The sequence below is a fragment of the Pedobacter sp. 05T44 genome, assembly GCF_056395985.1.
The window spans coordinates 192,167-215,713 of record NZ_JBFTKO010000010.1 but is presented as its reverse complement, the minus strand read 5'-3'; the positions used below and the strand labels follow the sequence as shown (position 1 = coordinate 215,713).

The 23,547-nt window shown below is 37.9% G+C and carries 17 protein-coding genes; 12 read left to right on the top strand and 5 right to left on the bottom strand.

What is annotated here, in order from left to right; translation table 11 throughout:
• The first annotated feature begins 3 nt into the window (after positions 1-3).
• From AC1DDK_RS16705 to AC1DDK_RS16680, 6 genes are all read left to right on the top strand, one after another.
• Positions 4-1,377 (top strand): MFS transporter, encoded by a 1,374-nt coding sequence (locus AC1DDK_RS16705; protein WP_172663062.1) that lies wholly within the window; start codon positions 4-6, stop codon positions 1,375-1,377.
• A gap of 34 nt (positions 1,378-1,411) precedes the next feature.
• Positions 1,412-3,037, top strand: coding sequence for an NADP-dependent glyceraldehyde-3-phosphate dehydrogenase (locus AC1DDK_RS16700; RefSeq protein ID WP_288879398.1), 1,626 nt, complete (start codon positions 1,412-1,414; stop codon positions 3,035-3,037).
• 206 nt (positions 3,038-3,243) lie between these two features.
• A complete protein-coding gene (locus tag AC1DDK_RS16695; protein ID WP_337716309.1) occupies positions 3,244-4,578 on the top strand; it encodes an alpha-L-fucosidase in 1,335 nt (444 codons plus the stop codon).
• 8 nt (positions 4,579-4,586) lie between these two features.
• A complete protein-coding gene (locus AC1DDK_RS16690) occupies positions 4,587-5,771 on the top strand; it encodes an SGNH/GDSL hydrolase family protein (protein WP_337716307.1) in 1,185 nt (394 codons plus the stop codon).
• A gap of 11 nt (positions 5,772-5,782) precedes the next feature.
• Positions 5,783-7,831 (top strand): alpha-amylase family protein, encoded by a 2,049-nt coding sequence (locus tag AC1DDK_RS16685; RefSeq protein ID WP_337716305.1) that lies wholly within the window; start codon positions 5,783-5,785, stop codon positions 7,829-7,831.
• A gap of 58 nt (positions 7,832-7,889) precedes the next feature.
• Positions 7,890-10,535, top strand: a complete 2,646-nt coding sequence (locus AC1DDK_RS16680; protein WP_337716303.1) for an outer membrane beta-barrel protein — start codon at positions 7,890-7,892, stop codon at positions 10,533-10,535.
• Positions 10,536-10,548: 13 nt separating this feature from the next.
• On the opposite strand, the gene AC1DDK_RS16675 is transcribed toward AC1DDK_RS16680, so the two are convergent.
• Together AC1DDK_RS16675 and AC1DDK_RS16670 are read right to left on the bottom strand one after the other, a co-directional pair.
• Positions 10,549-11,577, bottom strand: a complete 1,029-nt coding sequence (locus AC1DDK_RS16675; RefSeq protein ID WP_337716301.1) for a phosphotransferase enzyme family protein — start codon at positions 11,575-11,577, stop codon at positions 10,549-10,551.
• Positions 11,578-11,657: 80 nt separating this feature from the next.
• Complete coding sequence (locus tag AC1DDK_RS16670; protein WP_172663055.1) at positions 11,658-12,677, bottom strand: LacI family DNA-binding transcriptional regulator; 1,020 nt, start codon at positions 12,675-12,677, stop codon at positions 11,658-11,660.
• Between the two features lie 444 nt (positions 12,678-13,121).
• Here AC1DDK_RS16670 and AC1DDK_RS16665 point away from each other — a divergent pair, with 444 nt between their 5' ends.
• The 3 genes from AC1DDK_RS16665 (at position 13,122) to AC1DDK_RS16655 (ending at position 15,395) form a co-directional block, all read left to right on the top strand.
• Positions 13,122-14,474 (top strand): Gfo/Idh/MocA family protein, encoded by a 1,353-nt coding sequence (locus AC1DDK_RS16665; RefSeq protein WP_477612168.1) that lies wholly within the window; start codon positions 13,122-13,124, stop codon positions 14,472-14,474.
• A 131-nt stretch (positions 14,475-14,605) separates the two neighbouring features.
• Positions 14,606-14,815 carry a hypothetical protein gene (locus AC1DDK_RS16660; RefSeq protein WP_048905274.1) on the top strand — a complete coding sequence of 70 codons (210 nt, stop codon included), beginning with the start codon at positions 14,606-14,608 and terminating at the stop codon, positions 14,813-14,815.
• Positions 14,816-15,065: 250 nt separating this feature from the next.
• Positions 15,066-15,395: a helix-turn-helix domain-containing protein gene (locus tag AC1DDK_RS16655; protein WP_172663052.1), complete on the top strand. Its 330-nt coding sequence runs from the start codon at positions 15,066-15,068 to the stop codon at positions 15,393-15,395.
• 41 nt (positions 15,396-15,436) lie between these two features.
• Here AC1DDK_RS16655 and AC1DDK_RS16650 read toward each other — a convergent pair whose 3' ends face one another.
• The 3 genes from AC1DDK_RS16650 to AC1DDK_RS16640 form a co-directional block, all read right to left on the bottom strand.
• A complete protein-coding gene (locus tag AC1DDK_RS16650) occupies positions 15,437-16,090 on the bottom strand; it encodes a beta/alpha barrel domain-containing protein (protein WP_172663051.1) in 654 nt (217 codons plus the stop codon).
• 12 nt (positions 16,091-16,102) lie between these two features.
• Positions 16,103-17,098: a sugar kinase gene (locus AC1DDK_RS16645; RefSeq protein WP_172663050.1), complete on the bottom strand. Its 996-nt coding sequence runs from the start codon at positions 17,096-17,098 to the stop codon at positions 16,103-16,105.
• Positions 17,099-17,190: 92 nt separating this feature from the next.
• On the bottom strand, positions 17,191-18,228 hold the full coding sequence (locus tag AC1DDK_RS16640; protein WP_337716299.1) for a LacI family DNA-binding transcriptional regulator: 1,038 nt from the start codon (positions 18,226-18,228) through the stop codon (positions 17,191-17,193).
• Positions 18,229-18,413: 185 nt separating this feature from the next.
• Here AC1DDK_RS16640 and AC1DDK_RS16635 point away from each other — a divergent pair, with 185 nt between their 5' ends.
• The 3 genes from AC1DDK_RS16635 (at position 18,414) to AC1DDK_RS16625 (ending at position 23,528) form a co-directional block, all read left to right on the top strand.
• The gene (locus AC1DDK_RS16635) at positions 18,414-19,013 is read left to right on the top strand and encodes a TetR/AcrR family transcriptional regulator (protein WP_172663048.1); all 600 of its coding nucleotides are present in this window, start codon (positions 18,414-18,416) and stop codon (positions 19,011-19,013) included.
• A 168-nt stretch (positions 19,014-19,181) separates the two neighbouring features.
• Positions 19,182-20,306, top strand: a complete 1,125-nt coding sequence (locus AC1DDK_RS16630) for an efflux RND transporter periplasmic adaptor subunit (protein WP_172663047.1) — start codon at positions 19,182-19,184, stop codon at positions 20,304-20,306.
• A 24-nt stretch (positions 20,307-20,330) separates the two neighbouring features.
• On the top strand, positions 20,331-23,528 hold the full coding sequence (locus AC1DDK_RS16625; RefSeq protein ID WP_172663046.1) for an efflux RND transporter permease subunit: 3,198 nt from the start codon (positions 20,331-20,333) through the stop codon (positions 23,526-23,528).
• Positions 23,529-23,547: the final 19 nt, after the last annotated feature.

The window sequence follows — 23,547 nt, the reverse complement described above, 5'->3', positions numbered from 1 at the left end:
ATAATGAACGAAAAAAAAGTAGGTAATTACAGGTGGACTATCTGTGCATTATTATTTTTCGCAACTACTGTGAATTATCTTGATCGACAGGTGTTAAGCTTACTTAAACCACATTTAGAAGAGATTTTTGGCTGGAGCAACAGCGACTATGCAAACATTGCTTCTGTTTTTCAATTTGTTTACGCTATATCGATGCTTTTTGCAGGGCGGATAATCGACAAACTTGGAACTAAAAAAGGATATGCCTGGGCCATCATTATTTGGTCGGTAGGTGCAGTTATACACGCCTTTGCTATTCCAATAGGTCAAAGCATTTCCACAGTACTTGGCTTTATGGGTATTGGCGTTGCCTCTGTTTCTATTGTAGGTTTTATGGTTGCCAGAGCAGTATTGGGATTTGGCGAGGCTGGGAATTTTCCGGCTGCAATTAAAGCTACTGCAGAGTATTTTCCTAAAAAGGAAAGATCTTTTGCTACCGGATTTTTTAACGGAGGTACCAATATTGGTGCGGTATTAGCACCTTTAAGTGTCCCGTTTATTGCAGCAAAATGGGGCTGGGAAGCTGCCTTTTTATTTATAGGTGCAATAGGTTTCTTGTGGCTTATATTTTGGTATAAATACTATGAAAAACCTGAAGAACAAAAAAGACTTTCGGCCGAAGAACTCGCTTACATAAAAGCAGATGATGTTGATACCAGAGTGATCAATAGTGAAGGTGTAGCTGAAGAAACAAAAGTATCGTGGTTCAAACTCCTTACATACAGACAAACCTGGGCTTTTGCTGTAGGTAAATTCATGACGGATGGTGTTTGGTGGTTCTTCCTGTTCTGGTTGCCTGCTTATTTGAAAGATCAGTATGGCATGATGGATACTCAGATCATGCTCCCATTAGCGGTATTGTACAGCATGACAATGGTTGGAAGTATTGGCGGTGGCTGGTTCCCAATGTATTTTATTAAAAAAGGATATGAACCATATGACGGCCGTATGAAAGCAATGTTAATGATTGCGGTAATTCCGCTTGTTGTGCTTGCTGCACAGCCTTTGGGCCATATATCTTTCTGGATGCCTGTATTGTTAATTGGTGTTGGTGCATCTGCGCACCAGGCATGGTCGGCAAACCTGTTTACCACAGTTTCAGATATGTTTCCTAAAAAAGCAATTGGTTCTGTTGTAGGTATTGGTGGTATGCTTGGCGGCCTTGGCGGTGTTGTTATGACAAAACTGGGTGGTGGGTTATTTGACCATTATAAGGCTCTAGGGCATATTGAAACCGGCTACACAATTATGTTTACAATATGTGCTGTTGCCTACCTGGTGGCTTGGGTAATAATGAAAACATTAGTTCCAAAATACAAAGTAATTAGTGATCTTTAACATATAATCTATTTTAATCTCTAACTATATATTAATGACTTTTAAAGATCATCTTGACTCGATTTTTGTTGACGAACGCGACATACCTGAAGAATTTAGGTTAACCGAAGAGGTTCATCAGCGAGAATACTTAAGTAATGGAAAAATGCATTCCTGGAGCGGAGAAGTACACGAAGTACTGTCGCCAATTTGTATCAAAACTCCAACAGGACTAAAGCGTAAAGTAATTGGCACTTATCCTTTATGTAATGAAGCTGAGGCTTCCGAAGCACTAAAGGCTGCAGTTAATGCTTATAACAATGGAAGGGGCGAATGGCCAACCATGAGCGTTGCTGATAGAATTACCTGCGTAGAGAAGTTTACGCACAAAATTATTGAAAAGAAAAACGAAGTAGTTAAACTATTGATGTGGGAGATTGGTAAATCTCATGCAGACTCGGTTAAAGAGTTTGACCGTACGGTAGAGTATATTTATGCAACAATTGATGCATTAAAAGACCTTGATCGTCAGTCGTCTAAATTTAGCATTGAACAGGGTATTGTTGCACAGATCAGACGCTCTCCTTTGGGTGTGGTTTTATGTATGGGGCCGTTCAATTATCCATTGAATGAGACTTTTACTACTTTAATTCCGGCCCTGATAATGGGCAATACTTTATTGTTTAAACCACCAAAACACGGTACTTTATTACATTACCCATTGTTGGAGGCATTTAGAGACTGTTTCCCGAAAGGCGTAGTAAACACCATATATGGTCGTGGTAATAAGATCATTCCTAACCTGATGAAATCGGGCGATATAAATGTGTTAACCCTTATTGGTTCAAGTAAGGTAGCCAATGAGCTTAAAAAGCTGCATCCTAAAGTAAACCGTTTACGTGCAATACTTGGGTTGGATGCTAAAAATGCAGCCATTATAACTGCAAATGCTGATGTAAAGTTAGCAGTACAGGAAACAGTGTTGGGGTCTTTATCGTTTAACGGACAAAGATGTACGGCGTTAAAAATCGTATTTATACATCGCAGCCTTGCTGATGTGTTTTTAAAGGAGCTTTCTGAAGCTGTGGCGCAGCTTAAATTTGGGATGCCCTGGGAGCATGGTGTATCATTAACTCCTTTACCTGAACCTCATAAACCTGCATATATACAGGAGTGTATTGCAGATGCCATAGCCAATGGTGCCCATGTGATAAATGAAAATGGTGGTGCTACAAATGAATCGTTTGTATTTCCTGCAATTGTTTACCCGGTTAAAAAAGGTATGAAATTATATACCGAAGAGCAGTTTGGCCCGGTTATACCCGTTGTACCTTTTGATGATCTGGAAGAAACTATTGAGTACCTTATCGAATCTACACACGGCCAGCAGGTAAGTATTTTTAGTAATGATGATGAAGAAATAGCTGAACTTATTGATCCTTTGGTGAATCAGGTGAGCAGAGTAAATGTGAATTGCCAGTGTCAGCGTGGTCCGGATGTATTTCCGTTTACTGGCAGAAAAGATAGTGCCGAGGGTACGCTTTCAGTAGTAGATGCTTTAAGATCGTTTTCTATAAGGTCGTTAGTTGCCACCAAGCTAAATGAAAACAACAAGCATTTGATAAATGCAATTGTTGATAGCAACAGCTCTAACTTTTTAAGTACAAAGTACTTATTTTAGGGAAGGGTGTGGGTGTACTGTATGCACATCGTCATCTCGACGATAGAAGAGATCTCTTGGTTATGCTCATTCAAGAATTCTTTTATCGTCGAGATAACGGAATGGTCCAATAACGAAGTGTGCTAAAATTGCTTAATGAATTGACATAATAATAGAATTATTAATATCCAATATCCTTTTCTTTGCTATAACCAAATTACTAATGTATGAAAAAGTTAAATTTGCTTATTATCGGATTGGTTATGTCATTTTCGGTATTTGCACAAAAAGATTATTTAAAAGAGTCTGAAGCAGCTAAAACCCAACGTATGCAATGGTGGCAGGATGCTACTTTCGGTATGTTTATCCATTGGGGCTTATATGCAGTTCCGGCCGGAGAATATAATGGTAAAAGCGGAGGAGCAGAGTGGATTATGGAAACACATAACATTCCAACTGCCGAATATGAAAAATATGCTGCTCAATTTGATCCACAGAAGTTTGATGCTAAAAAATGGGTAGAGATTGCTAAATCGGCAGGGGCTAAATACATCGTTATCACTTCTAAACACCATGATGGTTTTAGCCTTTGGGACAGTAAAGTGACCAAATATGATATCATAGATGCTACTCCCTTTAAAAGAGATATTTTAAAAGAACTTTCTGATGCATGTAAAGCTGCCGGAATTAAGTTCGGGTTGTATCATTCTATTATGGACTGGCATCAGCCAGATGCTAATCCTAAGCAAAAGCCTGATGTAAAACCAGATTTCAACAAATACAGAGAAGAGTATTTAAAGCCTCAACTGGCTGAATTGATCAAGAAATACGATCCAACCATTTTATGGTTTGATGGAGAGTGGATTCCTGAATGGACAGAAGAGCAGGGAAAAGACCTTTATAACTATCTGCGTAATCTTAAACCTTCTTTAATTATAAACAACCGCATCGGTAAAGCGCGCGGAGGTATGGAAGGTATGAATAAGTACCAGGATGCTGCCGGTGATTTTGGAACTCCAGAACAAGAGATTTTAAAAACCAATTCTCAGGACTACTGGGAAAGCTGCATGACAATTAACAACAACTGGGGCTTTGCCAAGTACGATCAAAATTGGAAATCGGCACAGGCGTTAATTGATAATCTTGTTGATGTAGCTGCTAAGGGCGGAAATTACTTATTAAATGTTGGCCCAAGTGCCGAAGGTGAAATTCCTGCACCAAGTGTAGAGCGTTTGGGAGAAATGGGCAAGTGGTTGGATATTAACAAGCAAGCCATATACGCCACTAAAGGTATAGAAAATTATAAACAAGGCGACAATATCAGATTTACGCAAAGTAAGGATGGAAAAAGCACTTATGTGATCTTTAACAAGGCCGAAAATAATGAACTGGTTTTAACAGCGGTTCAGCCAAAAGAAGGTTCAAAAGTTTATATGCTGGGGGTAAATAAACCTCTGGAATGGACTAAAAACAACGATTCTGTGGTTGTGAAACTACCAACTGAATTACCTGGTAAATATGCATGGACTTTAAAAATTCAAAGTTCATCTAATTCTAAATAGATTTTTAAATGAGAAAGTTTGTACTGTGTTTTTTAGTGGGTTTAGTTTGTAGTGCTTCAGTTATTGCACAGGTTAAAACCTTACCATTTAGCAAGTATATTACAGAAAGAAAGGGCCTCCAGAATGCTTACAATGCTATTTCTATACAGAAAAATGCCACTGTAGCTTTTCTGGGCGGTTCAATAACTTATAATAGTGGCTGGCGAGATAAGGTATGCGCTTATTTAAAAGAGCGTTTTCCGGCTACAAAATTTCATTTTATTGCGGCTGGCATCCCTTCGTTGGGAAGCTTGCCGCATACCTTCAGATTAAGCAGGGATGTGCTGGATTCGGGTAAAGTAGATCTTCTATTTCTGGAGGCGGCAGTGAACGATCAGGTTAACGGAACGGATAGTGTTACTCAGGTTCAGTCACTTGAAGGTATTGTTAGGCATGCCAAAACCAATAATCCGTTAATGGATATTGTGATGATGTCGTTTGCCGATCCTGATAAGACAAAACTGTACGATTCGGGTATTGTGCCTACCTCGGTAGCCAACCATGAGCTGGTTGCAGATCATTATCAATTGCCTTCTATTAACCTGGCTAAGGCTATACGAGATAAGCTGGCAAACAATGAGTTTAGCTGGGAAAAGGATTTTAAAGATTTGCATCCATCGCCATTTGGTCAGGAATTGTATTTTGAGGCCATAAAAGATCTGTTGTCATCCAGCCTAAGTAAAGCTAAGCAGCAAAAGGCTACAAAATTGCCTGCTTTATTAAATAAAGGAAGTTTTACCCGCGGAAGGTATCTTAGCATAGAAACTGCCGAAAATAAAAACGGCTGGGAACTGGTAAAGAGCTGGACACCAGAAGATGGCTTGGGTACCCGCCCGGGTTTTGTAAAGGTGCCTATGCTGGTTAGTACCGTTGCAGGGTCATCTTTTACATTAAAATTTAAAGGTAATGCAGTTGGAATGGCCATAGTATCAGGCTCCGATGCCGGTATTGTTAGCTATTCAATTGATAATGGTGCCGAAAAACAACTTGATTTGTTTACACAATGGAGCAAATCTTTACATTTGCCCTGGTATGTTTTATTTGGGAGCAATTTAGCCGATACTGATCACGTATTAAAAGTTACTATCAGCGCAGAAAAGAACCAAAATAGTAAAGGAACTGCCTGTAGAATAGTAAACTTTTTAATCAATTAACATCCCCCATCATGCTCAAACGCATCTTTATTTTCTCTCTTGTATTGCTTGTGTCATCTGTTAAAGGTTTCTCTTTTGATAGAAAAGGTAATGATCCTCAGGTTGTTAATATTCCTTACGGAGCGGAATCTGAAGTTGTATATAACCTAAGTTCAGGTACTTATGAAGTATTTGCAAACAAGAAAAAAATAATAGCTGATGCGTACGCCATTGTTAAAAACAAGGAACAATCTATAAGCAGTAAGGATTATGAGCTGATTAAGTACTCGGAAACGGCTGTTAAAGACAAGTTCGGAGTTGGCAAAAAATACACCATAATTTTGACTAAAAGCGGTTTGCCACAGATGGAACAGGTGTTTTATGTTTATCCGGGTCACGATTACTTTTTTACTGAAGTTTCTTTAAAAGGCAGTAATGTTAAGAGTAATTATATGGCTCCGTTGATCTCTAACAGCGCAAGTATTCAGGCCAAAGGCGATAACCGAACGCTTTTTGTTCCTTTTGATAACGATACTTTTATCCGTTATAACGCAAAATCTATGGGTGCTGCTGTAGTAGAAAACACGAGTGCAGAAGTGGGCGCGGTGTATGAAAACCATAGCAGGAAAGGCTTAATAGTAGGCTCTGTAGAGCACTTGATTTGGAAAACAGGGGTGCTTACCAAAGGCGTTGGCGATGACCTATCTGAGCTGCGCATTTGGGGTGGATATACAGACGAGAAAGTGACCAGGGATAAAACAATCCATGGTTCTATTTCTGGCTCAGTGGTGAAGTCGCCAAAGGTATTTGTTGGTTATTTTGCTGATTGGAGAATCGGATTGGAAGCTTACGGCAAGGCAAACAGAATTGCAGAGCCTCCTTTTGTTTTTAACTGGACAAAGCCGGTTCCTTTTGGATGGAACAGCTGGGGCGTTATTCAGGAAAAATTGACCTATGAAAAGGCAGTAAAGAACGTTGATTTTTTTGCAAATGAGCTTCCAAAGTTTAGAAATGATGAAACTGCTTATATAGATCTTGATTCATTTTGGGACAATTTTACCGGCGGTATGCGTGGCGATTATAGCAAACTGAAAGAATTTGCTGATTACTGCAAGCAAAAAGGTTTACAGCCGGGTGTGTATTGGGCTCCGTTTACCGACTGGGGTTTTAAATCTGGCGGCGATAGGGAAGCTGAGGGCAGTAAGTATAAATTCAGTGAGATGTGGACTAAAGTTGGTGGCAATTATCATGATTTTGATGGTGCCAGAGCACTTGATCCTACACATCCGGGAACCAAGAAAAGAGTTGATTATATTATTGATAAGTTAAAGGCTTGTGGTTTTAAAATGATCAAGATTGACTTTTTAGGCCATGCTGCTGCTGAGTCGGATGTTTTTTATGATAAGTCTGTTACCACAGGGATGCAGGCTTATAAAGCGGGTATGGAGTATCTTATCGATAGGATGGATGGGCAAATGCTTGTTTATGCTGCTATATCTCCCAACTTGGCTACAGGAAGATATGCCCACATTAAAAGGATTGCTTGTGATGCCTGGAAGACGATTAAGGATACTGAGTATACCTTAAATAGTGTTAATTACGGATGGTGGCAAACTTATGTTTACAATTTTGTAGATGCTGATCATATTGTATTTGCCGATGAGAAAGAGGGTGTGAACAGAGCAAGGTTAACATCGGGCTTAATTAGTGGAACATTGATACTGGGCGATGATTTTTCTTCTGCAGGGGTATGGAATGAAACGGCTAAGAAATTGTTGCAGAATGAGGATTTATTGGCCATACCAAGATCAGGAGTTGCTTTTATGCCTGTAAATGGAAATACGGGTGAGCAATCTAACGAGTTGTTTGTTAGAAAGATAGGCAATAGCTTATATCTGGCAATTTTAAACTTTGATGGTAAAAAGAAGGTTTTTACGGTTCCATTGGATAGATTAGGTAGTAAAAAGTCATCTTACAAGGCAAAAGAACTTTTCTCTGGTAAAGGTTTTGCAATTAATAAAACGCTTAAGTACGAGCTAAACGGGGCTGATGCTACAATTATCAAAATAGAATTACAATAGTTTAATAATTGATGTAAAGCACTATATTTAGCCTGAATACGTATAATAAGTAAGTAATTTGAACGCTCAGAGAATTATCCTTTTACTTGTATTTATTTGTACGCTCTCCAGCCAAGAATTAACAGCGCAAATAAAACGTACAATTAAAGGTAGTGTAAAAGACAGTACCAACCAGGGAATACCCGGATCCTACATTAGGGTAATTACAGGCAAAGATACGTTGACTGTAATTGCCGATAAGGAGGGGGATTTTTCTATTTCCAATATTTCAACTCAGAGTTCAGACCTGTTGGTCCGCAGTATTGGTTACAAGCCATATGCTTCAATCGTTACCTTTCTTGACAAACAAAAACAGGTTGACCTTGGCAATATTATACTCAAAACAGAGTCTAATATGCTTGATGAGGTGGTGATTAAGGGCAAAATCACTCCCATAAGGGTAATGAAAGATACCATTGAATACAATACAGAAGCGTTTGTGATAAGAGAAGGCGATTATGTAGAGGATCTGTTAAAGCAGTTCCCTGGTATGGTGGTAAAGGACGATGGAAAGGTTACCTCGATGGGTAAGGAACTTACCAGACTTAGGGTAAATGGCAAGGATTTTTTTACCAGTAATGTTGCTGAGTTCATTAAAAAATTGCCATCGAGCATATTTTCTCACGTTCAGGTAATTGATGACTATGGCGATGAAGCTAATTTTACCGGAATAAAAGTGGGACAGCCTAGAAAGATATTAAATCTGGTTACCAAACCAGGGAGAGATAAGGGGACATTTGCAAACGTTAGTACCAGCGCTGCAACAAGTAATAGTTACGGTTTAAACGGGAATGCTAATGTCTGGAAGGGGCGTAAGCAGATGAGTGGTGGTGGTTCTTTTAATAATACAAGTAATGATGCCCAGGTCAATAACAGTGCTAATGGCGCAGCGAGTTTTTCTGATAAAATCGGCAAAAAACTTTACTTAAGATCTGGTTATAACATGGGTAATGGCACTTATGGTGGTACAAATTTTAACAATATTCAAAGCGCTAATAGTTTGGGAACTATAAATAGTGTTAATGAGGATAAGTTTAATGCGGGGAATGGTAATCATAATTTAAATTTAGGGCTTAACAGCGAGGAAACAGGTAAGTTTTTTGCTGGTAATTTAGATGCAGGGTTGTCAAACAATAATTCAGAGAATACTTCATCATCTTTGCAGACTGGAGTAATCCGTCAGGATTTATTTACCAGCAGCACTTCGAAACAGAATAGCCCAAATGTAAATATAAATGTGAGTCTGGGTTTGGGGGGTAAAGATAAAAAGGGGAGAGCATCACTTAATTTTTCTGGCCGGGCAGGTGGTAGTAAAGGGAATCAGGATATTCTTACTGATATCGATTATTATGATAAGGATACAAATGAAAAGGTTAAGGACTCTTTATTAAACCGGTTGGTTAAAACCAGAAATGGAGACAGGGCAATAAATGCGGGTTTTAACTATTCCAGGACATTGGGTAATCCGAAGGATACCATACAGAAAAGTATAGAGTTTTCTTATTCATTTAGTGTGAGTTCTAACAATAATGAATTAGAAACACGGGTTAAAGATATAAATGGTAAAATAAGCTTTATTGATTCTTTAAGTAATGCTTATACCTCAATGTTTATCAATCAGAACATTAGGGGAGGTTATAGGTATAATTCATCTAAGATTAACTATGGAATTGGTTTTACATTGCAACCAAGCATTTTGACGGGTAGTTATGAGGGCAGAACCGATAAGATTAATCAAAAGACATTCAATTCATCTCCATCTGGAAACTTTAGCTATGTTATTTCTAAAACGCAATCGGTAAATATGAATTATAGCGGGAGTAGTAATGCGCCAAGGTTTGATCAGCTGCAGCCTGTGCCCGATACCAGGAACTTGCAGAATGTGATTATTGGTAATCCAGAATTGAAAACGTCATTCAACCATAATGCAAATGTTAGTTATAGCTTGTTTGGAATTACCAGCGGAAAGGCATTGCAGATTGGTGTAAATGCCAGTACCACACAGAATGAGGTGGTAAGCAATACTATCCTGATTAAGGATACTTTAAATAGCTTAAAGCAGGAAACTCGGTATGTGAATGTGAATGGTAATTATAATATTAATAGCAATTATACAATCGGTTTACCTTTTGGCAACCGTAAGTATATGGTTTCAATAGGTGGAAATATAGGGCTCAATAATTCAGTAATTTTTACTGATAATGTGAAAAATAACAATAAGGGACTTAATTTCTTTCAGAATATAGGGGTGAATATGGAATTGAAATCGTTATCTGGCAGCGCTGGAGCTTCTTATTCTTATAGTGAAAACAATTATACCATTGCCAATTTTAAACCTCAAAATCTGGAAAGCTGGAACTTTAATATGAATCTGGTATTTAAAATCCGCAAATCATTTAATACCTCAATTGATGCTTCCAAGAATTTTACCAGTGGTTACACGTCTGGTGCTAATAATCCTTTATTGATTAATGCAAGTGTTTTTAAGTCGTTTTTTAAGAACAATAGGGCGTCAGTAAATCTTAGAGCTTATGATCTGCTGAATCAGGGAAATAATTTGTTCAGGGCCGTTTCTGGTAATATGATAATTGAGAACAGGAGCAAGCAAATAACCAGATATTTTATGGCTACATTTTCAATGAACTTAGAAAACTTTCCTAAGTAACTAAAAAGGAGAGTTATAGCTCTCCTTCTAATTTTATGTATTCTTTTAAAAGCTGAATCTGATTAAGTGCCCTATTAAAGTTGTGTCCCTCATATTTTGCACCGTAATAGATGTCGTTTTGTAGGTAGTCGGCTAAGAACCGGATTGCCTGCATGTAAATAATGAACTTACCTGAATAAGTAAAATACTGCTTTTCGGTTTCCGTTAATACATCTTTCATTTCTTCCATGTAGCCATCGTAGATAGCGGTATAGAATTCTTTTCTGATGCTGATTTTTGATAGATCTGTTTCTTCTTCGCTGGCTTCAGCTAGATAGGTTCTCATCATATCACCAACATCACTGATAAAGTAACCGGGCATTACGGTGTCAAGATCTATAACACATAAGCCATTGTTCTTTTTATCGAATAATACGTTGTTTATTTTGGTATCGTGATGTATTACCCTTAATGGTATTTCGTTGTTAGCAACGATATTGATATAAGTATCAACAATTCCCTTGTGCTCTGTAATAAAGGTGATGCTGTCTTTAGCTTTTTCCAATCTTTCTTCAGATGCGTTTTTGCAGGCGATCTGGAACTGACTGTATCTTAATTTTAGGTTATGGAAATCGGGGATGGTAATTCCTAATTGTGTAGCATCAAATCCGGCAAGGATTCTGGAGAACTTACCAAATTGTTTTGCAGCCTCGTAAGCCTCTTCCTTATTGGTTAACGAATTAAGCGAGGTTGAACCCTCAATAAAAGGAAACAATCTAAAATAACCGTTAGCGGTATCTAAAAGAGAATGCCCATTTAAATCGCTTACAGGCGAAACAAACAAATAGTTAGGATATTCGACATCTAAATATTGTTTAATCAATGAGATATTCCTGTCAATATCTTTAGGCATTTTAAATACCTCGTTATTTACTTTTTGTAATATATAGTTTTGGGTATCTGTAGTTACTTTCCAAGTATGGTTAATTAACCCATCGCCAAATAGTTTTACTGTAGCTTTATCAGAGTTGAGCCCATACAATGGTAAAATATTTTCGAACATGCGCTTAATAGAATTTTGATTGTTTACCCAAACCTAACTAATTCAGTTTATTAAACTGGTGTGCAAACGGTTGCGCAAAATTACTTAGGATCATTTACAACAAGAACTGACTCTACAACGACATTAAAGTAGGCTTGATCTGCTCCTGACTCGTTTTTAGGCTTGTTTATAAGGTCGATAAGAATATCGGCCGCTTTTTTCCCTTGTTTGTAGGGGAATTGCTCAACTGAGGCTATAGGGGTATAGTCCATGTAGTTGATAATAGGCAGGTTTGCATAACTAACAAAATCAATTCCGTTTAAGTTAAGCGAACGGGTATATCTGATGGCAAAGAGTGCCACATAGTCGTTAAATGTTACTATGGCAGTAGGTTTTCTTCGGTGATTGAGCATGTTGTCCATCACTTCAATTGTTCCTGCTTCTGTTAGATCTGAGTTGATGATTAGCGTTGGATCAAATTTTAAACGATTTGATAGCATTGCCTTGATATACCCTTCTTTTCTTTCGTGACTGGCGACCAGTGTGTTAGGGCCATTTATCATGCCAATGGTACGGTGGCCTTTTTTTAATAGGAAATTGACAGCTTCGTATGTTCCGGTTTCTAAATTAGAGGCAACGTAATGTATATCTTTAATAGGAGGGATACGGTCAAAAAATACTACTGGGATGTTTAATCTTTTAAATATCTCAAAATGCTCATAGGTACTTGTCGTTTTTGAAACAGAAACAAGCAACCCATCAACTCTTTGGGTTTTCATTTTTTCAACAAGAAGCTTTTCTCTTTCGGCATCGTCATGCGACTGAGCCAATAACACAGTATAATTTCTTTTGTAAGCGATATCTTCTATGCCACTTATAGCGGTTGAAAAGAATGATTCTGATAGTTCCGGTAAAATAACTCCAATGATAAAGGATTTTCCGTGTAAAAATTGGATTGCTTTTTGGTTGGGCTCATAGTTGAGCTCTGAAGCAAGTTTTTTAACACGCATTTTGGTGGTTAATCCAATGCTTGAATGATCGTTTAATGCTCTTGATACGGTTGATACCGAAATCTTTAGGATTTTAGCAATTTCTTTTATAGTTGTTGGTTTATCAGACATTAGGGCCAAATATTATAATAAACTTTGAATAACCTTACAATTTTAATAAAAAACTGTTTTATTAATTGATTTAGACCAATATACGCATAAATTCACGCAAACGTTTGCCTGTTAAATATTTAATATAACCACCGGTAAGTGATGGGTATATGTTGCTAAAACAGTAGCTAAACACGTAAAAGGTCCTTAATTTTTTAAAAAAGATTTAAAATTAAGAGTTTTTGAGAAATATGGCTCAATTATATAGTCGTGGCCGGATAATTTTTATTGGTTCCTTTTAAAAAAGCCGATAATGACAAAATATCAAACGTTTGCGTGTTTTTTTCCTGTTTTTGATTTAGTGATTGATGATATAGTCTATACCTTGTGTCATGATTCTCCAAGTTAGTTAAGGGAGATAAAATAAATTAGCTAACCAAAACGTAGAAAAGAACTAAATAAATTATGAACAGAAGAGAATTTGTTAGAAACTCAGGGCTAACTGCAGCAGCTGTTACTATTTTGCCAGAGAACCCATTGTTTGCCAGCTCAAAGGCAGATAAGGTTAAAATAGCAATAATTGGTGTAGGCTTACGTGGTCAAAATCACCTTGATTTACTATTAAAGAGAGATGATGTAGATTTAGTAGCCATTTGCGATGTGGAGCCAAGAATGCTTAACACGGCTAAGGCAATGATTGCAAAGAGTGGAAAACCAATGCCTAAGATTTTTACAGGTGATGATAATGCCTGGAAGAAAATGTTAGAAACCAAAGGATTGCAGTCGGTATTAATTGCTACTCCATGGGAATTACATAAGGAAATGATTATCACTTCTATTGAAGCGGGTATTAAATATGTAGCTACCGAGGTTATTTTGGGAATAACATTACAAGACCATTGGGATGTAGTTCATGCTGCTGAAAAAAACAATGCTCATGTAATGATGCTCGAAAACGTATGTTACAGAAGGGATGTTCTGGCAGCATTAAATATGGTTAGACAAGGCTTATTTGGCGAGATTCTTCATCTTCAAGGAGGTTATCAGCATGATTTACGCGAGGTTAAATTCAATGATGGGGTAAAACCTTACGGCGGTGGTGTTGAGTTTAATGAGAAAGGTTTCTCTGAAGCAAAATGGAGAACAAATCACTCTGTACATAGAAATGGAGATTTATATCCAACGCATGGTATTGGCCCAATTGCCAATTACATTGATATAAACCGTGGAAACAGATTTTTGAAGCTTAACTCTTTTGCCACCAAGTCCAGAGGTTTGCATAATTATATTGTAGAAAAGGGTGGGGCTGAGCATCCAAATGCGAAAGTAAATTTCCGTTTAGGTGATATTGTTACCACAACCATTGATTGTGCCAACGGTGAAACTTTAATTCTGCAGCACGATACCAACCTGCCTAGGCCATATTCATTGGGCTTTAGGGTTCAGGGTACAAAAGGTTTATGGATGGATGTAAACAAAGGTGTTTATGTTGAAGGTGTAAGTAAACCTCACCAATGGGATCCGGCAGATCAATGGTTAGATAAATATGATCATCCACTTTGGAAAAAATACGGAAACGATGCGCAAGGTGCAGGCCATGGTGGTATGGATTTCTTTGTGATCCACGCCTTTATTGAGTCTATTAAACGCAATACAGCTACTCCATTAGATGTTTATGATGCAACAGCATGGAGCGCAATTACGCCTTTAAGCGAACAATCTATTGAGCTTGGAAACCAAACTGTAGATTTCCCTGATTTTACAAGTGGCAAATGGATGCATAGAAAGCGTGTTTTTGCTTTAAATGATGAATATTAATTTTAGTTAGAATTAGTAAATAGTTAGTGTTGGAAGTCTCTATAAGCAATTATAGGGGCTTTTTTTATTTTGAATATTTCAAAATCGAATTTTGTTAACATTAACTTAACATTGAAAACTCATCTTTGTATATGTTTTTAAATATTCTGGCTTTAGCCTTTCTAATCTTAGCTTTAATTGCAGCATTTAAAATGGATACCCCACTACAAGGTGTATTGTTTATGGTGGCAATTGCTGCAGTTTGTGGTCTTTTGTATTTATTTATTTTATTTCCCGGATTTTCTGGTTTAGCAGTTGCTGTAATGTTGGCAGCTTTTATTTTCAGACAAAACAAAAGATAATTAGCTATCTGTTTAGTTATCAGTTTGTTTTATTTGCTTTAAGCGTTTTAGCAAGTGTTTTTTGCGTATAATACTGTACCCGATGATTTCAGCAGAGGAAATGTAACTCCATTATTTTATAAAATTTAATAACGAAAAATCTGGTCGAATAAATATTATAAAAATATTATATTAATATCATAATATTTTATTTAATAATTCTTAAATTTATTTCAATTAAAACTAGGGGGCGTTTTTAAAATTATTGATTATGAAAACATTAGGGGAGAAATTTAGAATTTTACGTCAGAAAAAGGGAGTCAACCAAAAAGCGATGGCCGACTTGTTAGAGATATCTATTCCGGCGTATTCAAAGCTTGAAACAAGTATCACAGATCCGAACTTCAGCAGAATTAATCAGATAGCTGAAGTACACAATTTAACTTTAAGGGAGTTACTGGATGTTGGAGAGGAAGGGGTTAATGAGCAAACGCAGTTGATAAAGCAGTTAAAAGAAAAGGTGAGCGAGCTTGAAAATGCAGTAATTAGGTTACAAAGTAAACTAATTGACTTGTATGACAAGGATGAACAAAAGAAATAAATCAACTAAGAATATCTTTAAACTTGTAAACAAGGATGTTGCTATCCTTTGTTTACAAGTTTAAGTAATGCAACGCACCGTTCGGTTAACCAGTTAAAATCTGTTGCATCCTGAGGGGCTTGAAATAGCTTGGAACCAAATCCTAAAGCAGTAACCCCCGCATTTAACCAGCTATCAATATTTTCTTTATTTACATCAACACCGCCGGTTGGCATAAATTTTAAGCCAGGAAACAATGGTTTTATAGCCTTTAAAAAGCCTGGGCCAAGCGTGTCGCCAGGAAAAAGCTTAACTAATGAAGCGCCAAGCTCTTCGGCAAAGTTGATTTCTGTAGGTGTCATACAGCCGGGCACCCAAAGCAGCCCATTTGAAAATGCTAGTTTAGCTATATCCTCTTTCACAATTGGACTAACTATAAAATCGGCACCAATACTAATGTACTGATCGGCCTGTGCTACAGTTTTTATGGTACCTATACCTAATTTAAGATCCGGAAAATGAGCATTTCTATATTCCAGCATGGCTTTGAAATTTTCAGGAGCATATTCGCCCCTGTTGGTAAACTCAAAAACCCTGATGCCTCCGGCGTAGCTGGCTTTAAGAACATTTATACAGGTGTCTTTATCTTCATGATAATAAACCGGGATAACAGGGTATTTGCCTATAATTTCTAATGTATTGGTTATTGCATTCATTTTTAATGTTTTTTAAAGAGTTCCATCACCAAAATCTCCTTTAACAAAGAGCTTTTGATAACCAGCGTTTGTTGCCTTGTTGATGATTTCCTGTCCATCTTCATTGTTGGTTAGACCGTATATGAGCCCGGCCATAAAAGCATCTCCACTTCCAATTCTATCTACAACTTCATTAGTTTCGCGGATTGGGGAAATGTAATTGCTTTCTGGTGTATGATAGGTTCCGTAAAACAGGTTATGTTTTGGATTATCCATAAAACGGAAGGTATTGGCGATGTGTTTGCACTGAGGGAATAGTTTAAAAATTTCTTTAGCTGATGCTTCTGAGTGGGTAAAGTATTCCTGAGCTGTGGTTTGGCGGTTTAGATGGTCGCTAACACTTGTTCCCAGCATTTTATTGGCTGCCCAGATGTTACCCATTATTACATCGCAATACTGAATTAGTTCTGGCATTACCTCTATGGGTTGTTTGCCATAATCCCAAAGTCTATTTCTATAATTCAAATCGACCGAGATGGTTATGCCTTTTTTTCTTGCTGCAGCCAGGACTTCTTTACAAACAGCTGCCGTATTTTCGTTTAAAGCAGGGGTAAGGGCGGTCCAGTGAAACCAGGTGTATCCATCTAATACCTTTTCCCAATCTATCACCCCGGGTTTAATTGAGCTGAATGAAGAAAACTTTCTGTCGTACACTACCTGGCCGCTGGTTAATCCATTAGCTGATAGTAAAAAGTATAGGCCAAGTCTGTTACCTTCCAGGATGGTTTTAGAAGTATTGACTCCTAATTCCGAAAGGTATTGCAAAGCATTTGTTGTTAGTGCATTGTCGGGAGCACAAGTTAAATAAGAGACCGGTAATTTCCATTGACCTAAGGAGGCCGAAACATTTGCTTCGGAGCCTCCTGGAAATAAAGCAACGGTATGATTTTTAGAAATAAATTGATCTTCTGTGGAACTGAACCTTAAAAGCAGTTCGCCAAATACCAATATGTTTTCTTTATTCTGCATAGTTTTAGTTATTCAATATACAATTATACAGGTTAACCAGTTAAAAATATCAGGGTGGTTAATATATAAAAACGCAAACGATTTCGTGAATTTTAATGTTTGCTTTGAGTAGATGCTCTTGCTTTAATATAGGTTTCGAGCATTACGGTTTCGTACTCAGGATCCTGATCTTTTCTTTCTATTAAGGAAATTAGTTTTTTTGCAGCTAATTGTCCCATTTCAAAAGCAGGTTGATGTACTGTGCTTAAAGCCGGGCTTAATGCTTCGGCGAGATCTGTGTTGGTAAATCCAATTAAAGCGATATCATCAGGAATGTGATAACCAAGTTTGTTGAGCCGGGCAAGGCATCTGGTGCTGATCTGATCGGTAGCGGTAAAAATGGCATCAGGCTTATCAGATAGATTCATGAAATATAGAATTGCTTCTTCAAGATCTGAATTTAGCTTCTGAGTATCGGAATAATCGCAAGACCTTAGCAATTCTGGTCGGTAGGCAATGTTGCTGTCTTTTAATGCTTGTTTATAGCCATTTAGGCGTTCGGTAGCTATACTTAGGGTGGTATTGGTATTTAGGTGGGCTATATTTTTATAGCCGCTCTTTATGAGGTGCATTGTGGCATCGTAGGCGCCTTGAAAATTATCGGCCCCAACTTTATGCGTATTTATCTGATCGCTAAGCCTATCAAAAAGAACAATAGGTAAGCCAGCCTCCTGTAAAGAGCGTAAGTAACTGAAATCAACGGTTTCGCAAGCAGGGGAGATCAATATACCATCGACTCCTCCGGAGTAGAGTAATTCAATACATGCAGCTTCTTGCTTTTCAGATTCTTTGCTCTGCATGATAATGATCTGGTAAGAATTATCTGAGCTAACAGTATCGATACCATCCAACATCTGTGCAATTACATTGTTATCTAATGAACATACTACTACGCCAATAGATCTGCTTTTTCCTTCCTTAAGTCCTTTGGCTAAACGATTTGGCGAATAGTGATGCTTTTGAGCATATTCCAATACCTTTTGTTTGGTATCTATACTAATCTCATAACTGTCGTTTAAAGACTTAGATATTGTAGAAATAGATAAATTGAGCGCTTTTGCAATGTCTTTTAAGGTAACGCTATTGTTCATGCTGATCTCTATTTGGTGCAAGGGCGAATTTGCAATTATTATAGTTCAATAAGGTAAAGATACTTTTTTTTATTTTTTTTAAGCCCTTAATTCGTATTTGACAAATGGATTACACTTATAATAATAACTGTTTATACATTTGCTTAACGGTGTTAAATTATTTACACACCAATATAAATAATACGATGGGAAGTAAAGAGCGCATAGCAAGACTAAAAGAGGAGACACGACTCAATATCCTTGATGCTGCCTTAGACATAGTGAAGGATGAGGGATGGCAGGCTTTAAGTATGAGAAAGATTGCAGATAAGATTGAGTACACTGCCCCAATTATTTATGAATACTTTGCTAATAAAGAAGGAATATTACTTGAACTGACCCGTAAAGGATACATTATCCTGGCAGGGGAGGTTAGAACAGCAAGAGATAAACACGATACGCCTGAGAGTCAGTTAGAGGCAATGTGGGTTGCGTACTGGAATTTTGCATTCAAGTATAAAGAGCTTTACCAACTGATGTATGGTGTAGATATGAACTGTTGTGAGCTGAAGAAAAAGATGCCGGAGGCAGAGCTTTCTGATGATCTGATCTATGATGTAATAGAAAAAGTGATCACATTAAAGAATCCGTCTGAGGATTTTGTTTGCAGAAAGTTCTATACTTTCTGGTCTATTATTCACGGTTTAATTTCTATTAACCTTGTAAACAAGGGCCGTGATGCAGAGATGAATCAGCGTATTCTAAAGGATGCCATCAGAGGAATCATAAAATATATAAACGAATAATACCCAATACGAATAAACTCAAAGGCTAAATAGCCTCATTTTTTAACAATTACTTAACGCCGTTAAACGGCTTACAACCGTTATACGCCAAACCTTTTAATCTATCATGTTATGAAATACTACCTCCCTAATTCACAATTATTTAACACTGTTAAACAATCTTACGTTATGAAATCAATACTTATATTTTCCGCTATGTTTTTATTGGCCTGTTCCAATAAAGCCCCGCAGGCAGTAGCACCTGCACCGCCTGCTTTACCTGTTGCCAGTGTTGTTTCTGGCACAGAAACAACTTACCAAGAGTACCCTGCATCTATCGAAGGATCTGTTAATGTTGAAGTTAGACCACAAGTTAGTGGCACCTTAGAAAAAGTATATGTTGACGAAGGTGCTTTTGTAAAAGCTGGTCAGCCTATCTTTAAAATAAATGAACAGCCGTACAGAGCCTCGCTAAACAATGCCCTTGCAGCTCAGCATTCAGCTGAAGCAAGTTTAATAAATGCCCAGTTAGAAGTTGAGCGTTTAACGCCGTTAGTACAAAACAAAGTAATCTCTGATTTTCAATTGAAATCTGCTAAAGCTACTGCACTTGTTGCTAAAGCGAACATTGAGCAAGCAAAAGCAAATGTTTCTACCGCTTCTATAAACTTGGGATATACCTTAATTAAGGCACCTGTTAGCGGTTATATTGGCAGATTAGTTAAAAAACAAGGAAGTCTTGTTGGTCCTACAGATGTAGATGCCTTAACTCAATTGTCGGATGTGCATGATGTTCATGTTTATTTCGCCCTTGGCGAAAAAGACTTTGTAAACTTCAAAGATCAATACCCTGGTCAAACCTTAAATGATAAGCTTAAGCAACTTCCTGCAGTAGCATTAATTTTAGCTGATGATAGCGAATACGGCACAAAAGGACGAGTTGACGTGATTGACGGTCAGTTTGATAAAAACACCGGAGCAATTACTGTTAGAGCAAAGTTTGCTAACCCTCAGGGCTTATTGAGGTCGGGAAATACAGGCAGAATTCGCCTGAGCCTGCAACATACTAATACCCTTGTAGTTCCTCAATCGGCAACTATAGAGGTGCAGGATAAAATCTTTGTATTTGCACTTGCTGATAGCAATAAGGTTAAAAAACAAGCCATCAGCGTAATCGGTAAAACAGGTACTAATTATCTGGTAAAAGACGGTGTTAAAGCCGGCGATCAGATTGTGTTAAGCGGACTTGACCGCTTACAAGAAGGTGCAGTGATTGCACCACAAAAAGCAACCGATAAAGTTGCTAAAAACTAATTACCCAATTAAACATTAACTGTCATGTTCAAAATTTTTATACAAAGGCCCGTATTAGCTACAGTAATCTCCATATTATTGGTGATACTGGGTGTGCTAAGCCTTACCAAATTGCCGTTACAGCAGTTTCCAGACATTGCGCCACCATCAGTACTGGTAACTGCTAACTACCCCGGCGCCAATGCAGAAACCGTATTACGTTCGGTTGCACCATCGCTAGAAGAGTCTATCAACGGTGTTGAAAATATGAGCTACATGAGCTCAACAGCTAGTAATGATGGTACATTGGCTATCACTGTTTACTTTAAGCTTGGAACGGATCCGGATCAGGCTGCTGTAAACGTACAAAATCGTGTGGCACAGGCAACAAGTCAGCTGCCAACTGAGGTTGTACAGCAAGGTATCATTACTGCCAAACAACAAAATAGCTTTATCATGGCTATTGGTATGTATACCGAAGATGAATCTAAATACGATCAGACATTCGTAGCCAACTATGCACAAATCAATATTATTCCTGAGATCAAAAGGATTCCGGGTGTTGGTTCGGCAAGCATATTTGGCGGAGTAAAAGATTACTCTATGCGTATCTGGCTTAATCCTACTCAAATGGCTACTTACCATATTACTCCTAATGAGGTAATGGCTGCAATACAAGATAAAAGTTTGGAAGCAGCACCAGGTCGTTTTGGTGAAAGAAGTAATGAGGTTTTTGAGTACGTTATTAAATATAAAGGCAAGCTGACAAAACCTGAGGAATATGAAAACATTGCTATCCGCGCAAATGAAGATGGTTCTACACTTCGCTTAAAAGATGTAGGAAGAGTAGAGTTTGGTGCATATTCATACAACAGTTTAACCCGCTTAAACGGTAAAAAAGGAGTTGTTCTGGGTATTATCCAATTAGCAGGTTCAAATGCTAATGAGATCCAGATTCAGATAAACAAATTAATGGAAAAAGCTGCTAAAGATTTTCCAAAAGGTGTTAAACACAATATTTTTTACAGTACAAAAGTTGCACTGGATCAATCAATTGAACAGGTACAGCATACACTTATTGAAGCGTTCATTTTGGTGTTTATCGTTGTGTTTATCTTCCTTCAGGACTTTAGATCAACGTTGATTCCTGCTATTGCGGTTCCAGTAGCTATTTTGGGTACCTTCTTCTTTATGCAGCTGTTTGGGTTCTCCATTAACTTATTAACGCTGTTCGCTCTTGTACTGGCTATTGGTATTGTGGTGGATGATGCCATTGTGGTCGTCGAGGCTGTCCATGCCAAGATGGAGCATAAGCGCATCGGTGCTAAACAGGCCACAGCCGAAGCGATGCACGAAATTAGTGGTGCCATTATATCAATTACATTGGTGATGTCGGCTGTATTTTTACCTGTAGGTTTCCTTGAAGGTTCAACAGGGGTATTTTACAGACAATTTGCCTTTACAATGGCTACCGCGATTATTATATCAGCTATCAACGCCTTAACATTGAGTCCGGCATTGGCTGCATTGTTCTTGAAAGATAATCATGCAGATCATCCTGATGAGCCCAAAAAAGGATTTAAAGAAAAATTCTTTGCTGGGTTTAACAGAAGCTTTAATGCTATGACAGACAGGTATGTAGGCGGTTTGAAATTCCTGATCAAAAATAAAGCAGTTAGTATTATTGGTTTGGCCATTATTATTTTGGCTACCGTATGGATGGTACAAAGAACACCTACCGGGTTCATTCCAACAGAGGATCAGGGGTTTGTGGCTATTGCCGTAAATACGCCTTCTGGTACTTCGTTAGATGGTACTTCTAAAGTAATGAAACAGGCTGAGGCTGAATTGGGTGCTTTAGATGCATCAAGATTTGTTACCTCTATTACAGGTTTTAACTTGCTTACTTCATCAACAAGTCCATCTTCGGCAGTTGTGTTTGTGTTGTTAAAACCAACTAAAGAGAGAGGCAAGGTGCAAGATATTAATGAAATTATGAACGTGATAAGAGGTAAATTAGGTGCCATAAGTGGCGGTAGTTTCTTCGTATTTAGTTTCCCTACAGTTCCTGGTTTTAGTAACGTGGAGGCATTGGATCTTGTACTACAAGATAAAACAGGTGGTAAGCTTGATAAATTCAGTGGTATAGCCAACGGTTTTATTGGTGAATTAATGAAACGTAAAGAAATTGCCGTTGCATTTACCACTTTTAAAGCAGATTATCCTCAATTACAACTCGAAGTAAACGACGAGAAAGCAAATCAGCTGGGTGTGAATGTTCGTGATATTTTGCAAACTATGCAAGCTTATTTTGGTAGTGCCCAGGCATCAGATTTTAACCGCTTTGGTAAGTATTACCGTGTGTTGGTTCAGGCTGACATTGCTGATAGGGCAGACCCGACTGCTATAGACAGAGTTTTTGTTAAAAATAAAACAGGAGAGATGGTGCCAATAAAAACGTTGGTTAAATTAACCCGTGTTTATGGCTCAGAAACTGCATCACGTTATAACTTGTTTAACTCTATTCAGGTGAACGCCATCCCTAAACCAGGATTTAGTTCTGGTGATGCGATCAATGCAATACAAGAGGTAGCTAAAGAACAATTACCTGCCGGATATGGATTTGAGTTCTCTGGACAAACCAGAGAAGAGATTTCATCAAACGGGCAATCGACAGTTGTATTTATACTTTGTTTAGTGTTCGTATATTTCTTGTTGGCAGCGCAGTATGAAAGCTATATTTTACCATTAGCAGTAATACTGTCTATTCCTACCGGAGTATTGGGTGTGTTTGTTGTAATAGGTTTAACCGGTATAGAAAATAACATCTATGTACAGGTAGCGCTGATCATGCTCATTGGTTTGCTCGCCAAGAATGCCATTTTGATTGTGGAGTTTGCGGTACAGCGAAGAAAGGCAGGTCTTACTTTGGTAAGTGCGGCAATAGAGGCAGCAAAACTAAGGTTACGTCCTATTCTAATGACTTCGTTAGCTTTCGTTGTAGGTTTGTTCCCAATGAGTATTGCAACAGGGCCATCGGCACAAGGTAACCACTCTATAAGTATTGGTGCTGCAGGAGGGATGCTTTCAGGAGTTATTCTTGGATTGTTCCTTATTCCGGTTCTATTTGTGATTTTCCAGCATCTGCAGGAAAAGGTATCAAGTAAACCAGCTGTGCTTACTGACGCTCAGGATGCAAATGGTGTTAAGGTAAAACCAGAATCAGAAATCATCTATTCGTAAGGTAAATAACAAATTTTAA

Coding starts and splice junctions, on each gene's coding strand:
- AC1DDK_RS16695 (WP_337716309.1), top strand. CDS start 3,244: ATGAAAAAGTTAAATTTGCTTATTATCGGATTGGTTATGTCATTTTCG.
- AC1DDK_RS16635 (WP_172663048.1), top strand. CDS start 18,414: ATGGGAAGTAAAGAGCGCATAGCAAGACTAAAAGAGGAGACACGACTC.
- AC1DDK_RS16640 (WP_337716299.1), bottom strand. CDS start 18,228: ATGAACAATAGCGTTACCTTAAAAGACATTGCAAAAGCGCTCAATTTA.
- AC1DDK_RS16705 (WP_172663062.1), top strand. CDS start 4: ATGAACGAAAAAAAAGTAGGTAATTACAGGTGGACTATCTGTGCATTA.
- AC1DDK_RS16655 (WP_172663052.1), top strand. CDS start 15,066: ATGAAAACATTAGGGGAGAAATTTAGAATTTTACGTCAGAAAAAGGGA.
- AC1DDK_RS16645 (WP_172663050.1), bottom strand. CDS start 17,098: ATGCAGAATAAAGAAAACATATTGGTATTTGGCGAACTGCTTTTAAGG.
- AC1DDK_RS16630 (WP_172663047.1), top strand. CDS start 19,182: ATGAAATCAATACTTATATTTTCCGCTATGTTTTTATTGGCCTGTTCC.
- AC1DDK_RS16690 (WP_337716307.1), top strand. CDS start 4,587: ATGAGAAAGTTTGTACTGTGTTTTTTAGTGGGTTTAGTTTGTAGTGCT.
- AC1DDK_RS16660 (WP_048905274.1), top strand. CDS start 14,606: ATGTTTTTAAATATTCTGGCTTTAGCCTTTCTAATCTTAGCTTTAATT.
- AC1DDK_RS16700 (WP_288879398.1), top strand. CDS start 1,412: ATGACTTTTAAAGATCATCTTGACTCGATTTTTGTTGACGAACGCGAC.
- AC1DDK_RS16625 (WP_172663046.1), top strand. CDS start 20,331: ATGTTCAAAATTTTTATACAAAGGCCCGTATTAGCTACAGTAATCTCC.
- AC1DDK_RS16670 (WP_172663055.1), bottom strand. CDS start 12,677: ATGTCTGATAAACCAACAACTATAAAAGAAATTGCTAAAATCCTAAAG.
- AC1DDK_RS16650 (WP_172663051.1), bottom strand. CDS start 16,090: ATGAATGCAATAACCAATACATTAGAAATTATAGGCAAATACCCTGTT.
- AC1DDK_RS16685 (WP_337716305.1), top strand. CDS start 5,783: ATGCTCAAACGCATCTTTATTTTCTCTCTTGTATTGCTTGTGTCATCT.
- AC1DDK_RS16665 (WP_477612168.1), top strand. CDS start 13,122: ATGAACAGAAGAGAATTTGTTAGAAACTCAGGGCTAACTGCAGCAGCT.
- AC1DDK_RS16675 (WP_337716301.1), bottom strand. CDS start 11,577: ATGTTCGAAAATATTTTACCATTGTATGGGCTCAACTCTGATAAAGCT.